Raw genomic sequence first — 16,842 nt, forward strand, 5'->3', positions numbered from 1 at the left:
TTATTCGGGGCGTACCCCTAAGGGGATGAAGGCGCTATTTGCGCCGCCAACTACTTGCATTCGGGTTGATATACATCAACTTTGCCGCCGGGGCCGCCCCCTAGGGTGTGCAGAATGATCCCCCGTGTCTGAGGTTTTTATGTCGCAACTTGCAACGCCTTCATCAAAGAAAACCGGTGCGCTGATTCAGGACTGGCGTCCTGAAGACAGCGCCTTTTGGCAGCAGCGTGGCCATCGCATCGCCACCCGCAACCTGTGGATTTCCATTCCCTGCCTGCTGCTGGCCTTCTGCGTCTGGATGCTGTTCAGCGCCGTCGCGGTCAACCTGAACAAGGTGGGCTTCAACTTCACCACCGACCAGCTGTTCCTCCTGACGGCGCTGCCGTCGGTGTCGGGCGCTATTTTACGCGTGCCGTATTCATTCGTGATCCCGCTGTTTGGCGGCCGTCGCTGGACCGCCATCAGCACCTGCTTCCTGCTGGTGCCGTGCTTGTGGCTGGGGTTCGCGGTGCAAGACAGCAGCACGCCGTACAGCGTGTTCGTCATCATTTCCCTGCTGTGCGGATTCGCCGGCGCCAACTTTGCCTCCAGCATGGCCAACATCAGCTTCTTCTTCCCGAAAGCGCGTCAGGGCGGCGCGTTAGGGCTCAACGGCGGGTTGGGAAATCTGGGCGTCAGCGTCATGCAGCTGGTCGCGCCGCTGGCGATTTCTTTCAGCCTGTTCGGCCTGTTTGGCGGCACGGCGCAAAATCAGGCGGAGGGGGGGCAGCTGTGGCTGGAAAACGCCGCCTGGGTCTGGGTGCCTTTCCTGCTGGTCGCCACCCTGGCGGCTTGGTTCGGCATGAACGATCTGGCGGCGGCCAAGGCCTCGTTGCGCCAGCAGCTGCCGGTGCTCAAGCGTGGGCATTTGTGGATGCTGAGTTTGCTGTATCTCGCAACCTTCGGTTCTTTCATCGGTTTCTCCGCCGGTTTTGCCATGCTGTCGAAGACGCAATTCCCGGACATCGTGATCCTGCATTACGCATTCTTCGGGCCGTTCCTCGGTGCGCTGGCGCGGCCGGTCGGCGGCGCGCTGTCTGACCGTTTCGGCGGCGTGCGGGTGACGCTGATCAACTTTGTGGTGATGGCCGTATTCGCCGCGCTGCTGTTCCTGACCTTGCCGACGGCGGGTGAGGGCGGTTCGTTCATCGCCTTCTACGGCATCTTTATGGTGCTGTTCCTCACTGCGGGGCTGGGCAGCGGGTCGACTTTCCAAATGATCGCCGTCATTTTCCGTAAAATCACTGTCGATCGCGTGAAAGCGGCCGGCGGCAGCGACGAGAGCGCGCAGCGTGAAGCGGTGACGGACTCCGCCGCCGCATTGGGCTTTATCTCGGCGATCGGCGCCGCCGGCGGCTTCTTCATTCCCCAGGCATTCGGCACCTCGCTGGCGTTGACCGGTTCGCCGGCGGGGGCAATGAAAGTATTCCTGGTGTTCTATATCTTGTGCGTGGTGATCACCTGGGCGGTGTATGGCCGCAAGAAAAAAGCCTGAGTATCAAACGTCTTTCTCAATCCCTCCCGGCAGGGGAGGGATATTTCGCTCATTCCGAGTCATCTCTCCTCGCCTCCTCAGTGAAATTTTCTGTCTTTAGGTAAAATTCTCATCTCCGCTTGCCGTTTTTTTCTTTTTTTATAGCACTATCTCTCAATGTGGGAATATTTTCGCCAAAACGGATTATATTATTTGTACGTTTTTTTCGTTTTATTGAGAGTATTCTTACATTAAGGAGTTAATATCTTTCCGCAGATTAAATGAAATTTCCGGGACGGTAAGGCATAATTAGTGCGATTGTTATAAAATCAGTAATAGGGTTTTGTCATAGATGCTGCACGCACTGAGTGGAATGTGTAACGGGGTTAAATCAGATAACTCTCATTCTGTTTTTTCCGGCTTTTTGTAGTCTATCTGACAATCAGATTAGGTGGAAAAACACAATGAATTCACGGATAAGAATGAAATTTCACAATTTTATTCGATTAACAATCTAACAACGCCGCTAGTTTTTCCTTTTTAAATCAATGAGGTGACCATTTGAATTTTACGGTAGCCATGAAAGAAATCCATGTTGCCAGCAGGGAAAAAGAGTCATTTGGGTAAACGGAACATCCTTAATAAGGCCTAATGTAAAAAATGAAATCAGAAAATTTTTATAAAGGCCAATATCCGATGAATGCAACCTGTTGAGTTTACATTTAATTTCTTGAACATTTTTTGATATTTCTATACAAAGTGTGCAGGACAGGCACGCTAAGGAAATTAAAAGTGAATCTTGATAAAAGAATAAAGATTAGGAATCTCGATGTTCTGACTCCTGCCGGGGAGAAATTTCGTCTGCGTTGGAAGGAGTATCAAATTCTTTCGCTGCTTGTCGCCAGATCGCCAGAGCTGGTTACACGAACGGAAATTATAGAAAATATCTGGAAAGGAACTTACTGCTCAGATTCAACGATAAATCAAACAATTAAATCTATTCGCCAAAAAATTAGCGACACGGAACATACGCTTATCAGAACCATTCCCCGTTTGGGTTACAAGGTGGAAAATCAAGCGGCTTTTTACTTTATATCCGAGGATGAGGGCTACGCTGATGATGATATATTAAATGGCGATGAAAATATTGGCGTTGATATTCAAGCGGAACTTTCTGAAAATGAAAGTGAGTCGTCTGAAACAAACGATGAAAAAATAGATAAGCCGCGTAAATCGACGCTGGTGGCTGCGCCTGTTGCAACGGTAGAGTCAGCTCATGAACCCACGCGTGAAAAAAAATCGACGACGGCGCGGCGCTTTTTCAGCATGCCCGCCAGCCGCGTAGTGAAATACCTGACGGTATTCGCTTCTTTGCTGGTTATTTCACATTTTTCATATGTGCTCGGCAACCAAACTCGTCCACCGGTGATCAATGATATTCAGAACAACACGCGCGTGGTGTTGACGCTGACGCTGAATAATCCCCATACCAACAGCCCGCAAACCCTGCTCTGCCTGTACCAGGGCGAGAGCATGGAGCAGGCGACCATCGAATGTGTCGACCCTAAGCAAGGGCAGCTTAAGTTGCCGGTAAAATATGAGACTTCTTCTACGCCGGGTAAAGGTCGGATTAATCTCATATTGCCGAACAAAACCTTGCAATATCAAGTTGCTTACGATGTTAAAAATTAGTGCTGAATGAGGTTTTATCTTTAGCGATAATTTTACATTTGATGAAATCTTTTATTTCATTATTTGTTATTTGAAAGCCAGGTTCGATTTGTCCAGTCTGGAACTCATTACCTAACGCATATTAGCGTCCTGTTTCCATCGCGGTGACAGGAATAATGAGAACCTGCTGAGTGACAAATTATGGATAAGCGTAAAGTAGCTATTATCGGGGGTTCCGGTTTTATCGGAACACGCCTGGCAAAACGTCTCAGTGCGCGCGATGATCTGACGTTGGTCATCGTTGACAAGCAACCCAGCGCGCATTTTCCGGCGCTCTATCAGTATGGCGATGTGACGCAGCCCCAGACCCTGCAAGAACCGCTGGCGGGCTGTGACGCCATCATTAATCTGGCGGCGGAGCATCAGGACAACGTCGATCCTATTTCGCTCTATTATCAGGTCAATGTCGAAGGCGCACGCCATGTCTGCATGACCGCCTCCGCCTTGAATATCCGCCAAATCATTTTCACTTCCTCGGTGGCCGTTTACGGGTTCGTCGAGCAGGAAACCGATGAGGAGGGACGTTTCGAACCCTTCAACCATTACGGCAAGTCCAAGCTCGAAGCGGAATACGTTTATGAAGCGTGGCGCAAGGCGGATAGCGCAAACAAATTGACCATCATCCGCCCGACGGTGGTATTCGGTGAAGGCAACCGCGGCAATGTGTATAACCTGTTCCGCCAGATCGCCAGCGGCCGATTCGTGATGATTGGCAGCGGCAATAATATGAAGTCGATGGCTTACGTTGAAAATATTGCCGCGCGGCTGGAACATGCGTTGGACCAGCAGTCAAGTTATCAGGTCAGCAACTACGTCGATAAACCGGACTTTACGATGAATCAATTGGTCGACGTTATTTCCTCCTCGCTGGGCAGAGAAAATAAGACGATTCGCATTCCTTATGTGGTGGGCATATGCGGGGCGACCGCATTGGATGTCGTGAGTAAAATAAGTCGTAAAAAATTCCCAATCAGCCGCGTCAGAGTGCAGAAATTCTGCGCCAGAACGCAATTTAAAAGTAATGTGCAAAATAATTTCGTGGCGCCGGTTGAACTTGATTCGGCAATCGAAAGAACCATTAAACATGAGTTTTCTGATAGATAACTTAACCGCACGCTGACGTTATTTACTTATTTCCGCCGACAAGCGGATAAATCTGTATTTTTCAGGATTAACTCATGCTGACTTATATCCTGGCCGGATCAATTTTGTTTTTGTTAATAGCGCATTGGGAGCTGTAACTCAAGGGCGGTAGCGTGCTTATTCGCTGGAGGAACGATGTTATATCAACTGAGCGTGATATTTGTGCTGGCGGTCGCCTGGGTGCTTATTGCCCGCCGGGCCGCCTTGACGGTGGGATTGGTGGATAAGCCCAATGCGCGCAAGCAACATCTGGGACATATTCCGCTGGTCGGCGGCATCGCCGTATACCTGACGCTGATGCTGATGACGCTGTGGCAACCCGCCTGGCTGCCCGACAGCACCATCTATCTGCTGTGCATTACGGCGCTGGTGGTGTTGGGCGTGCTGGATGACCGCTTTGATCTGCCTGTGGCGCCGCGCGTCATGGTGCAGGGAGGGATCGCGCTGGCGATGATGCTGGCGGCAGGGATGCAGCTTTCCTCATTGGGCTATGTCTGGGGGCATCAGGAAGTGATGCTCGGCTATGGCGCGTTGCTGCTTACGCCGCTGGCGGTATGGGGAGCGATCAACGCCTACAACATGGTGGATGGCATCGACGGGCAACTGGGCGCCTTGTCCTGCGTTACCTTCGTTGCATTGGCCATCGTGTTCGGATTGGGCGGCCGGGAAGATCTGGCGCTGTGGTGCCTGGGCCTGATCGCTGCGCTGGCGGCTTATCTGCTGTTCAACCTGAGCCTGTTCGGCGCGCGCAACAAGATCTTTATGGGGGACGCCGGCAGCATGGTGATCGGCTTCAGCGTGCTGTGGCTGGTGTTGCTGGCGACTCAGGGGCCGCAGGCGGTAATGCGCCCGGTCACCGCGCTGTGGCTGATCGCCATTCCGCTGATGGACATGGTGACCGTGATGGTGCGCCGCCTGTTGCGCCGCCAAAGCCCCTTCAAAGCGGGCCGCGATCATTTGCACCACATTCTGATGCGTCGCGGGCTCAATGCGCGCCAGGCGCTGGCGATGAGCACCATGCTGGCGGTGACGCTGGCCTGCGTCGGCATTTGCAGCGAAGTGCTGCAGCTGCAGGAAAGCCTGATGCTGGTGGCGTTTCTGTTTTGTTTCTGCGGTTATTTCGCCATGTTGCGCGAACCGCGTCAGGCGACGGTGTTCAGCGATAATCCGACCGTCGGCCGTTAATCCCCTCACGGGCTGCGGCAGCAGCCCGCTTATCACGGTACTTCCATGAATTTTCATTTGCCTCTTTTGATGCCGTTGGCCTTCACCTCCGCGTTGTTGAGCGGGTGTACGGTGGTCCCCGGCTCACATTTACCGACCAGCGGAAAAGCCATCGTCGTGCAGCAGGACGACGATTTCGATTTGAATGACCAGGTGCAGGTTTACCGCATGTCGCCGATGCTGCTGCAGAAAATGCGGCGCGTAGAACCGGTCGCCCGGCCGAATCCGGCGCTGGATCAGCGGTTGCAGAACTATCAATACCGCATCGGCGTCGGCGACGTGTTGAACGTCACCGTCTGGGATCACCCCGAGTTGACCACGCCGGCCGGGCAGTACCGCAGCGCCAGCGATACCGGCAACTGGGTGCATGCAGATGGCACGATCTTTTATCCCTATATCGGGCGAGTGGCGGTGGTGGGCAAGACCGTCACCGAAGTGCGCAGCCTGATCGCCGGCCGTCTGGCGCAGTACGTGGAAAGTCCGCAGGTGGACGTCAGCATCGCCGCTTTTCGTTCGCAGAAGGCCTACGTGACCGGCGAAGTGAAAACCTCCGGCCAACAGGCGATCACCAACGTGCCGTTGACCATTCTGGACGCGATCAACGCCGCCGGCGGCCTGACGGACAACGCCGACTGGCGCAACGTGGTGCTGACCCATCAGGGCAAAGAGCGGGCTATTTCGCTGCAGGCGCTGATGCAGCGTGGCGACATCAGCCAGAACGCGCTGCTGCAGCCGGGCGACATCCTCTACATCCCGCGCAATGACGAATTGAAAGTGTTCGTGATGGGCGAGGTGGGCAAGCAAGCGACGCTGAAGATGGATCGCAGCGGCATGACCCTGACCGAAGCCCTCGGATCTTCCGAAGGGATCAGCCAGACGGTGGCGGATGCGACCGGGGTGTTCGTGATCCGGCCGAGCGGCGGTAAAACGCCGCAGCGGCTGGCGACGCTGTATCAGTTCGATCTCTCCGACGCCAGCGCGCTGGCGATGGGCGCTGAATTTCAGCTGCAACCTTACGACGTCGTGTACGTCACTGCGGCGCCGATCGCGCGCTGGAACCGTTTGATCAGCCAGCTGGTGCCGACCATCAGCAGCTTTAACGATCTCAGCGAGGCTACCTTGCGCGTGCGCAACTGGTAACTCCGCAGGGTGAATAAGGAACAGAAGATGAAAAACAATGCGCTGTCCGTGATGGTGGCCGAACAAGATGAAAAACTGGAGTGGGAGCGGCTGATCGGGCCGCTGTGGGATAACCGTTGGCGGATCGCCGTCGTGACCGGTTTGGCCGGCGTGCTGGGCGTCGCCTACGCCCTGTTGGCCACCCCGGTATATCAGGCCACGGCGGTGGTGCAGGTGGAGAAGCAGCTGTCCGGCGATTCGCTGCTGCGTGAAACGCTGGACAGCACGATGGGGCAAAGCTCGGCGACGCAGGATGAGGTGACGCTGGCCAAGTCACGCTACGTGCTCGGCAAAACGGTGGACGCCCTCGGCCTGACGGTGCGCGTCAGCCCGGACTATTTCCCGGTGTTCGGCAAAGGCCTTGCCCGGTTGAGCGGTGAAAAGCCGCCGGTGCTGAACATCACCACGCTGACGACGCCGGCGGACATGCAGGGCGAAGCGCTGACGCTGACGGTGCGCGACGGGCAGCATTACGAATTGAGCCATGACGGCGACAAACTGTTCAGCGGCGTAGTCGGGCAGCCGGTGGCGCAGGGCGGTTGGAACATGACCGTCTCGGCGCTGGACGCGGCGCCGGGCGCCAGCTTTACCGTGGTCAAAGTCGCGCGTCAAGAAGCGGTGGACGATCTGCGCAAATACCTGGACGTGGTGCCGGGCGGCAAGGACAGCGGCATCATGGCCTTTACGCTGCCGAGCGAAGATCCGCAGAGCGCCGAGGCGATGCTGAAGAACATCACCGACAACTACCTGCAACAGAACGTGGACCGCAAAACGGAAGAGGCGCAGCGCATGCTGGCGTTCCTGCAAGAGCAATTGCCGCAAACGCAAACCTCGTTGAACAATGCCGAAACCCAGCTCAATCAGTTCCGCCAGCAAAACGACTCGGTGGATCTGTCGCTGGAAGCCAAATCGGTGCTGGATACTCAGGTGCAGCTCGAAGCCCAGCTCAATGAGCTGACCTTCAAGGAAGCGGAGATCTCCAAACTCTATACCCGCGCGCACCCGGCTTACCGGGCGCTGCTGGAAAAGCGCGCCACGCTGGAGGCGGAAAAGGCGCGGCTGGGTAAACAGGTGCAGACGCTACCGAAAATGCAGCAGGAGATCCTGCGCCTCACCCGCGACGTGCAGGTGGATCAGCAGGTTTACATGCAGCTGATGAACAAGCAGCAGGAGCTGAGCATCAGCAAGGCCGGCACGGTGGGCAACGTTCGCATCATCGACGAAGCGGAAACCGCTATCCGGCCGATTAAGCCGCAGAAGATGCTGATCGTCTTGTTGGCGCTGCTGCTGGGGGCGGGAGGCGCCGCCTCGGTGGTGCTGCTGCGCGCGGCTTTCCATCGCGGCATCAATGATATCGATACCCTGGAGAAGCGGGGCATCAACGTCTACGCTACGGTGCCGCTGTCGCCGTGGCAGGTCAAGCGCAACCGCGAGCAGCGCCATTTGCTGCCCAAATCCGGCGGCCGGCGCTTGCCGATCCTGGCGGTGGCCGAACCGACGGATCTGTCGGTGGAAGCGATCCGCAGCCTGCGCACCAGCCTGCATTTCGCCATGATGGAGGCCAAAAACAACATTCTGATGGTCTCCGGCGCCAGCCCGGAAAGCGGCAAGAGCTTTACCAGCACCAACCTGGCGGTGGTGGTGGCTCAGGCCGGGCAGCGGGTGCTGTTGATCGACGCCGATATGCGCAAAGGCTTCCTGCACCGCTGGTTGGCGGATGATGGGCATCAGGGCCTGTCCGACATGCTGGTGGGCAACGTGACGGCGGAACAGGCGGTGCGGAAAACCGCCATCGCCAACCTGGACTTCGTGCCGCGCGGCCAGGTGCCGCCGAACCCGTCCGAACTGCTGATGCACCGCCGTTTCGCCGATTTTCTACGCTGGGCCGGGCAAAACTACGATCTGGTGCTGATCGACACGCCGCCGATTCTGGCGGTGACGGACGCGGCGATCGTCGGCAATCACGCGGGCACCTCGCTGCTGGTGGTGCGCTTTGAGGTGAATACCGTCAAGCAGATCGAAACCAGCATGCGCCGCTTCGAACAGAATGGGGTGACGATCAAGGGCGTGATCCTCAACGGCATGGTGAAGAAGGCGGCAACCGACATGAGCTATTACAACTTCGCCTACCCAAGCCATCGTGAAGAACGCCCGCAGGCAGGGGAGTAAGCGGGTGAAGGCCATTATCACCAATGCCCTGTGGCTGATGCTCGAACGCGTTTCGCTCAGCCTGTCCGGCATCTTCGTCTCCATTTACGTTGCGCGCTATCTGGGGCCCGCGCAGTTTGGCGCGCTCAACTATCTGTTGGCGACGATCGCCATCGTGGTGCCACTGGTGCAGTTGGGCGCCGACAGCATCATTTTCAACCGCGTCGCCCGCCGACAGCCGAGCGGCATTCGCCTGATGCTGGCGTCAATACGCCTGCGCCGCCGGCTGTTCCTGGTGGTGGCGCTGCCGATACTGATATGGAGCTATTTCAGCCAAACGCCCGCCAGCCAACTGATGACGCTGTTGCTGCTTGTCAGCGCCTATTTCTCGATTCAGGACGTGTACAAGATTTATTACGATGCCCGCCTGCAGTCGAAACGCAATACGCTGATCAACAACCTGGCGCTGCTGCTGTCGATCGGGCTGCGGCTGGCGCTGGTGAGCGCCGCGCTGCCGCTGGTGTGGTTCGCGGTACCCTACATCCTCAGCAGCGCCGTGCCTTACCTGGTGCGCCTCTGGTTATTCCGTGGGGAAGCTGCGGCCTCGCCGCGGGTTACGCCGCGCCAGGCCAGGCGCTACGGCCGTTACTTGCTAAAGGTGGGGCTGCCGTTGGCCATCTCCAGCCTGTCAATAGTGATCTATACCCGCATCGATCAAATCATGCTGGGCAATCTGGTCGGCGAGCAGGCGGTAGGCTGGTTCAGCGCCGCCACCACCCTTAGCCAAGGCTGGGTTTTCGTGCCGATGGCGCTGATAACCTCGTTGATGCCGGGCATTGCCAGCTGCCGCGATCCGTTGGAGCAGGAGTACCGTATCCGGGTGCTTTATCTGGTGGTCCTGGGCCTGTCGTTGCCGGTGTTGCTGGGCCTGTGGTGGTTCGCCCACCCGGCCATTGCGCTGCTGTACGGCGCCGCTTTCCAACCGGCCGCCAGCATCCTGGCCATTTGTACGCTGACCTCGCTGTTTTCGGTCATGGGGACGGTTTCGTACCGCAGCATCGTGCTGTTCGCCGGCTATCGCTTTATCGCCATCAAGATGCCGTTGGTGGCTGTGGCGAACGTGGTGATGAATCTGCTGCTGATCCCGCGCTACGGCCTGATCGGTGCGGCGGTGTCTACGCTGCTGGCGGAATTCATTTCGTTCTTTGTGCTGAACAGTTTATTCCGTGGCGGAAAAATTACCCGACTGCAGCTGACCTGTTTTTACTGCCTGCCGCGTCTTGTCAGCAAATTAAGGAGAGAGCATGTTAAACATCCTGGTTAAAAACATTTCCAAGCGCCTGCCCGATGCCTGGCACCATCAGGTTAAATACGCGCTCTATTTCAAGAAGCTGCCGCACCTGTCAAAGCCGACCGGCTTCAGCGAAAAGATCATGCGCCGCAAAATTTACCCGCGCAGCATCTACACCACCTTGTCGGACAAGTTCAAGGTACGTGAATTTATCGCCGGTCTGTGGGGCGAGGAGTATCTGGTGGAGCTGTATGCGCATGGCACTGAACTCAGCTACGACATGTTCAGGCAATTGCCCAACGCCTTTGTGCTGAAGGCCAACCACGGCAGCGGTTATAACCGGTTGGTGTTCGACAAGCGGCAGGTTAGCTACGCAGAGTTGTACGATCTCAGCAACGCGTGGATGCGCAGCAACTTTTATGAGCAGAGTCGCGAAAAACATTATCTGGATATCGAACCCTGCATCATGGTGGAGCGCATGTTGCTGGATGGCGAACAGGTGCCGAACGATATCAAGTTTCATTGTTTCAACGACAATCATGAAATTCGCATGTTCATCCAGGTGGATTATCAGCGTTTCGGCACCCATCGGCGCGATATTTTTGATATCGACTGGAACCGCACCGAAATCCGCATCAGCTTGCCCAATGCCGACGAACCGATGCCGCGCCCTACGCGGCTGGATGAAATGATACGTTTGGCTCGCCAGACGGCGCAGCAGTTCTCTTATGTGCGCGTGGATTTCTACCAGGTCGGCGAGAAGGTGTATTTCGGTGAGTTGACGTTTACGCCTGGTGCGGGGCTAAGCAAGCTGATGCCGAAAAACATTGAGCAGGAATGGGGCAGTTATTTTACTGAGTAAACGCTTATGCAAAGAGTCGCCTCCAATTTTCAAATGCATGCCAATGCCGGTTATAATCAGTCGCGGGATTTGATCAATCAATCCATCGTATTGACCTTCCTGCTGATGTTTTTCGTGAAAACCTTCCTGACCTCGGGATCGTTCAACAGCGAGCTGATTAATAAAGCCGTGCTGGGGCTGAATGGCCTGATGTTGCTCTATGTCGGCTATGCATTTTTTATCGCTACGCTGGCGGAAAAGGCGGTTGCGGGTTTTTTGGTTCTGCTGTTTCTTATGAATATTGCCACCGGGCATGGTGATTATCTGTTTGGTGCGGTATTCAGCACGGCGGTGATAATTTTATTTCGTCGTATCGAAATGGGGCGTGGCGCTGAAATGTTTGCCATCACCTTTGTGGTGGCAGGGTTGCTGGTGGTTATTCCCTATACCTTTTACACTGATGGGTTTGTTTACCTTGATGAACGTTATGGCAACAGATTAACGCTGGGGTTCGATAACCCGAATACCCTGGCGTATTATTCTTTTGCCTTGTTCGCCACACTGCTGTGCCTGATCGACCATGCGAAATTAACGCGTGGAATGAAAAATATCGCTTCGTTGGCGGTATCGGCGTTAATTCTCCCGGTGCTGATGTATTCCTATTCTCGCACCTGTTTTATGCTGGCGTTGTTGATGCTGCTGCTGTTTTGGCTGGCGCCGCTGCTGCGTGTCGCCCCCAACAGAAAAGTCTGCATCGCGCTGACGTTGGTCATTGTAGGCTTTCAATTCGCCAGCGTTATACGCTGGGGGAACAATCCGGCATTGGACGTGCTCTTGAACCAGGCGCTGACCGGCCGGATCTGGTTCTCCTGGCAGATGTTTCAGGCGGTGGGGCTACCCAATCCGCTGTTCGGCATGAATATAGAGCCGTATAAGCCAGTCGATTTCTTCTTCATCGCCATGTTTTATTCGGCCGGTGGCATCGCCTCTGTCGTCATGCTTTTTTGTTATTTTCACTTGTTGGGCAATATGCGCAGGCTGAGTCGATTCATGCGCTGGGTGGTGGTGGTTTTCCTGTTAACAACCTTGACGGAAACCTATTTTTTGGTCCCGGTATTTAACGTGTCGTTATTGTTGCTGTGCCGTGGAAAAGAAATAATAAATTCTAAGCTGGAGGGTTAAGAAATGGATTTCTCTATCGTGATCCCTATTTATAATAGTTCGCGCTACCTGCCTAAAACGCTGAAGCGAATTTTCAACGCTTGCCAAGGGTTCGACTATCAGGTGATTTTGGTTGATGATTGCTCTGACGAGGATGACATCAAATCTATCCGCCAGATAGCGGCGACCAATAGCAATGTGATGCTGCATGAGAAAAAACAGAAGAGCAATGCGGCGGTATCGCGCAACTTAGGCACCAAGTTAGCGCAATCGGAGATCGTGTTTTTCCTCGACTCCGATGATTACTTCACGACCAACTATATTATTCGCCGCATGAAGAAGCATGAAGATCGCCATATTGACATTATCTTCGGCAACTATGCAGAGGTGAGCGGCGATTCGGTACGCGACTTCAACTTCCACTACAAATCCGGTTCTTCCGGCGAAGATTTTCTTTTTCTGGAAATGGGCGATATTCGGTCATCCACCATCAGCATGCGTAAAAAAAGCGATCGCCGCTTTTTATTTCCCGAGTTTCTCAACAAACATCAGGATTGGGGTTTTCTGGTCAACGCCACCAATTTGGGCGCGCAAGTGGCGCATGACGCCGGCGGCGGGGTGTTTCTCGACGTGGGGCGCTACGGGCGCATGACGGCGAAGCTTAATCTGGAGGCCAGCGACCGCTTTATCAATACCTTCCTCAGCCCCAGCGATCGCCATATCAGCGGATTCGCCTGTAAGCATCTGCTGGCCTCGCTGTATTCGGAAAACGCCCAGGCGTTCAATTATTACTCGTCGCGCATCGTGCGGCACAGCCTGAGCGGCAAGTTCAAGATGATCAAATGGTATGGCGATTGTCTGGCGCGGTTGGGGTTGTTCTCGGTTGGCGGCCGGCTGCTGCGCAACGTGCGCCAGGGATTCAGGAGATGACATGCAACCACGCAAGATAATCATCGTTATCGAAAATATGGCGGGCAAGGGCGGTACTGAACGGGTCGCCAGCGGTTTGGCCAATGCGCTGGCGCGTTTGCCGGGTTACGAGGTCGCGGTGTTTTCGCTGTTTGGCGAGCGGAGCTTCTTTCCGCTGGCGAGCGACGTCCGGTTGCGCTGCGGCGGTGGCGATTCACTGTTCTGGCCGTGGCGGCTGGCGTTCGCGCTGCGGCGTGAACGCGCGGACGTGATCATTACCGTTTCCATGGGGAAACTGTCGGTGGTGATGACGCCTTTCCTGCGTTTGTTCTGTGCCCGCAGCCGGCTGCTGTTGAGTGAGCACGTCAGCTTTCACCAGTATCCGCGCGTATTTAAGTGGCTGAAGTTGCTGGTTTACCGGCTGAGCGATCGCGTGATTTTCCTGACGCGGCAAGATAGCGACGCCATCGCTCGCTGGGTGGGGGCTGGGAAATGTCGGGTGATCGAGAACGTTTCGCCGTTCCGCGCACAGGCGCCAACGCCGGCGCTGCAGCAAAAGGTGGCGCTGGCGGTGGGGCGCTTGAGCAATCAGAAGGGCTTCGATCGTCTGATCGCGCTGTGGCGAGGGGTGGCGGCGCAGGTGCCGGATTGGCGGCTGCTGATTATTGGCGACGGCCCGGAGCGCGATGCGCTGCGGCGGCAGATTGAAGACGCCGGGCTGGCGCGGCAGGTGAGTCTGCTGCCGGCCACTGCCGACGTGGCGGACTATTATCGCCAGGCCAGCCTGTATTTGATGACCTCTCGCTATGAGGGATTGCCGATGGTGCTGATCGAAGCCATGAGTTTCGGCCTGCCGCTGGTGGCCTACGACTGCAAGACCGGCCCGGCCGAGTTGATAGACGACGGCGTCAACGGCTATCTGGTGCCCGATGACGACGCCGCCGCCTTCAGCGAAGGGGTGATCAAACTGATGCTCGATCCGGGTTTGCGCGAGCGCTTTTCTGTCGCCGCGTTAGAGAAGTCTCGCCGTTTTTCTCCCGAACGTATTTATCCCCAGTGGCAACAGCTCACCGAGTGAGGACAAAATGGAAAAGATATCCGTAATCATGCCGGCCTACAATGCCGCGAACTCTATCAAAGAGTCGATTCTAGGCGTGCTGAACCAGCGATTTACCGATTATCACCTGTATGTGATCGATGATGCGTCCACCGACGATACTGCCGAGGTGGTGCGGCCGTTTATCCACGATCGCCTCACCTATATACGCAATGAGCATAATCAGGGCGTGGCGGAAACGCGCAACATCGGCATTGAGGCGGCGAACGGCGACTATATCGCCTTCTGCGACAGCGATGACGTATGGCTCCCCAACAAGCTGTCGCGCCAGGCGAGCATTTTGCAAACCCGCCGCTACGACGTGGTGTGTTCCCATTACTACACCTTCGAAGACGACCTGAAATTGATCAAAAACACCCGTGGCGCGGAAGAGCTTATCGGCTATCAGGACATGTTGAAAAGCAACTGGATCGGCAATCTCACCGGCATCTACAACCAAAAGCGCATCGGCAAGGTGTATCAGCAAAAAGTGGGTCATGAGGACTATTTGATGTGGCTGGCGGTGCTGCAGAAGGCGCGTAACGGCCTGGCCTACTGCATTCCCGAACCGCTGGCCTGTTATCGATTGTCTACCCATTCGCTGTCGGGCAACAAAATCCGCGCCGCTGACTGGCAATGGCGGATTTACCGTCAGCATTTGGGGCTGTCTTACCAGAAATCCTGCTATCTGTTCGCCACCTATCTGTTCAATGCCGTGGTGAAAAGGAAATGACCATGAGGGGGATGTATCAGAGGGTGGTTCTGGGCTGTTGCGCCTTGTGGGGCGCTTCGGCTCTGGCGCAGAGCTGCCAACCCAATCTGTTGGCCAACCCCGGCTTTGAGCAGGGTCTCGGCGGCTGGCGAGCGCAGGGCGCGCAGGCCGACGGCGATACGCGCAGCGGCAATGGCAGTTTGCGCTATGACAATGCAGATGCCGCGCAGTACCGCACCTTCAACCAGGCGCTGCAGGTTGCGCCCGGACAGACGATCGATTTTGGCGTCTGGCTCAAGACTCGCGGCGTACGCGGGCAAAGCCGCGACGGCGGCGCCGGGGTTTATCTGCAGAGCTTTGATGCGCAGGGGCGCTTTCTGGAGGGCAGCTATCCGGCTGGGGTGACCGGCGACAGCGGCTGGCGGCAGGTGAACGCCAGCTATACCGTGCCGCCGCAGGCGGCGCGAATCACGTTTGGCGTTTATCTGCGCAAGGGGAGCACCGGTACCGCCTGGTTTGACGACGCCTATGCGTGTGCTCGAGCGCCTACGCCGGCGTTGTATCAGCTCGGCGCGTCGGCGCAGGGGAAGGTTGACACGCTGGTCGTCACTTCGCAGCCGCAGCGTTTGCAGGTCGACAGCGAATTGCTCAATGCCGAGGGGCAGGTTGTTCACCGTAGCCGCGACCGTTATCAGGTTGAAGGGCAGCGCCGTATCGAATACCAACCGCCGACCGGCCTGGCCCAGGGCGAATACCGCCTGCGTCAGCAGGTCACCGGGCAGCAATCCCGGTCGGCACCGGACAGCGAGCTGTCTTTTCGCGTCGGGCAGCCTGCGGCCAAAGTGGCGATCGACAGCGAAGGCTTTACCCTGCGCGACGGTCAACGGCTTTTCCCGTTGGGTATTTACGCCAACGTGGCTACCGATGAGCATTTGGCGCGCATCGCATCGGCGGGATTCAACACGGTGCTGAATTATGATTATGGGGAGAAGAAAGACCCTTATGCCTTTTTCCGCAACGCACGCCAGCGCGGGCTGCTGGTCATTTACTCCGTCAAAGATCAGTACCGCGGCAGCCGTTTCGCTCCGGCCGTGCGCGGCGGCGATTATGCGGCGATGACGGCCTGGTACGTGCAGCGCTTGCGCTCTCAGCCCAACCTGCTCGCCTGGTACATCAACGATGAGCTGGGGCCGGAATATCTCGATAAGATCGAGGAAAAAAACCTGCAAATAAAGCGGCTTGACGGCGATCATCCTACCTTCCAGGTGTTGAACAAAACCGGGGAGTTGGACGCTCACTTCAACAGCAGCGACATTTTGGCGACCGACCCTTACCCGGTGGGGAACGATCGCGATCTGACGCGCACCACGCGTTATACCGAACTGACGGTGCAGGCCGCCCGCCAGGCGCGCGGGGCCTGGGTGGTGATGCAAATCATGGATCATGCCGCTTATGACGCCCGCCGCAAGCCACATCCGCCGTCAGAGGCGGAAATCCGCAATCAGGCCTGGCAGGCGCTGATCGGCGGCGCCAAGGGGCTGTTGTTTTATTCTTATACCGATCTGTTTTACAAGCGCAAAACCGGCCGCTTCGACCAACGGGAGTTTGACGCCACCTGGCGCGGTGTGGCCGCCGTGTCGCAGCAAATCGCCGCCTTCACCCCTTATCTGCTGACGGGAAAATCGACGCCGCTGGCGGGAAGCAACCCTCAAATGCCGGCGCGGATGTTTGTTCTGGGCGATCGCGCCTTGCTGCTGGTAGCCAACCCTTACTATCGAGAGGAAAGCACCCGATTGCGCCTTCCGGCGGGCTGGCGGCAGCGGGAAGGGGGGGCGGAGATCACGCTGGCGTTGCCCGCCGTGGGCACCGCGACGCTGTGGCTCCAACGCTGAAA

13 protein-coding genes are annotated in these 16,842 nt (G+C 56.3%); all 13 read left to right on the plus strand.

From position 1 onward, the window contains the following. The first annotated feature begins 139 nt into the window (after positions 1-139). Entirely contained in the window at positions 140-1,534 is a 1,395-nt protein-coding gene (locus tag ACSBQQ_RS03845; RefSeq protein WP_033647734.1) for a NarK family nitrate/nitrite MFS transporter, read from the plus strand. 771 nt (positions 1,535-2,305) lie between these two features. Continuing rightward, a complete protein-coding gene (locus ACSBQQ_RS03850) occupies positions 2,306-3,205 on the plus strand; it encodes a winged helix-turn-helix domain-containing protein (RefSeq protein ID WP_060418930.1) in 900 nt (299 codons plus the stop codon). 180 nt (positions 3,206-3,385) lie between these two features. Next, complete coding sequence (locus ACSBQQ_RS03855) at positions 3,386-4,348, plus strand: NAD-dependent epimerase/dehydratase family protein (RefSeq protein ID WP_060418928.1); 963 nt, start codon at positions 3,386-3,388, stop codon at positions 4,346-4,348. 174 nt (positions 4,349-4,522) lie between these two features. After that, positions 4,523-5,572: a UDP-N-acetylglucosamine--undecaprenyl-phosphate N-acetylglucosaminephosphotransferase gene (wecA, locus tag ACSBQQ_RS03860; RefSeq protein ID WP_048321686.1), complete on the plus strand. Its 1,050-nt coding sequence runs from the start codon at positions 4,523-4,525 to the stop codon at positions 5,570-5,572. A gap of 45 nt (positions 5,573-5,617) precedes the next feature. Continuing rightward, entirely contained in the window at positions 5,618-6,751 is a 1,134-nt protein-coding gene (locus ACSBQQ_RS03865; RefSeq protein WP_033647730.1) for a polysaccharide export protein, read from the plus strand. A gap of 27 nt (positions 6,752-6,778) precedes the next feature. Next, the gene (locus tag ACSBQQ_RS03870; protein ID WP_033647729.1) at positions 6,779-8,959 is read left to right on the plus strand and encodes a polysaccharide biosynthesis tyrosine autokinase; all 2,181 of its coding nucleotides are present in this window, start codon (positions 6,779-6,781) and stop codon (positions 8,957-8,959) included. 4 nt (positions 8,960-8,963) lie between these two features. After that, positions 8,964-10,262, plus strand: a complete 1,299-nt coding sequence (locus ACSBQQ_RS03875) for a flippase (protein WP_039565578.1) — start codon at positions 8,964-8,966, stop codon at positions 10,260-10,262. After that, positions 10,243-11,091: an ATP-grasp fold amidoligase family protein gene (locus tag ACSBQQ_RS03880; RefSeq protein ID WP_033634931.1), complete on the plus strand. Its 849-nt coding sequence runs from the start codon at positions 10,243-10,245 to the stop codon at positions 11,089-11,091. Before ACSBQQ_RS03875 ends, ACSBQQ_RS03880 begins: the two co-directional genes overlap by 20 nt. Before the next feature lie 6 nt (positions 11,092-11,097). Continuing rightward, positions 11,098-12,252, plus strand: a complete 1,155-nt coding sequence (locus tag ACSBQQ_RS03885; RefSeq protein WP_033647724.1) for a hypothetical protein — start codon at positions 11,098-11,100, stop codon at positions 12,250-12,252. Positions 12,253-12,255: 3 nt separating this feature from the next. Continuing rightward, positions 12,256-13,161: a glycosyltransferase family 2 protein gene (locus tag ACSBQQ_RS03890; protein ID WP_049194694.1), complete on the plus strand. Its 906-nt coding sequence runs from the start codon at positions 12,256-12,258 to the stop codon at positions 13,159-13,161. 1 nt (position 13,162) lies between these two features. Further along, entirely contained in the window at positions 13,163-14,218 is a 1,056-nt protein-coding gene (locus ACSBQQ_RS03895; RefSeq protein ID WP_033634928.1) for a glycosyltransferase family 4 protein, read from the plus strand. A 7-nt stretch (positions 14,219-14,225) separates the two neighbouring features. Next, the gene (locus ACSBQQ_RS03900) at positions 14,226-14,969 is read left to right on the plus strand and encodes a glycosyltransferase family 2 protein (protein WP_033634927.1); all 744 of its coding nucleotides are present in this window, start codon (positions 14,226-14,228) and stop codon (positions 14,967-14,969) included. 11 nt (positions 14,970-14,980) lie between these two features. Continuing rightward, the gene (locus ACSBQQ_RS03905; RefSeq protein ID WP_060427929.1) at positions 14,981-16,840 is read left to right on the plus strand and encodes a carbohydrate-binding protein CenC; all 1,860 of its coding nucleotides are present in this window, start codon (positions 14,981-14,983) and stop codon (positions 16,838-16,840) included. The last annotated feature ends 2 nt before the right edge of the window (positions 16,841-16,842 follow it).

The organism is Serratia sp. G204Y (assembly GCF_051172435.1).
GTDB classification, from domain to species: Bacteria; Pseudomonadota; Gammaproteobacteria; order Enterobacterales; family Enterobacteriaceae; genus Serratia; species Serratia sarumanii.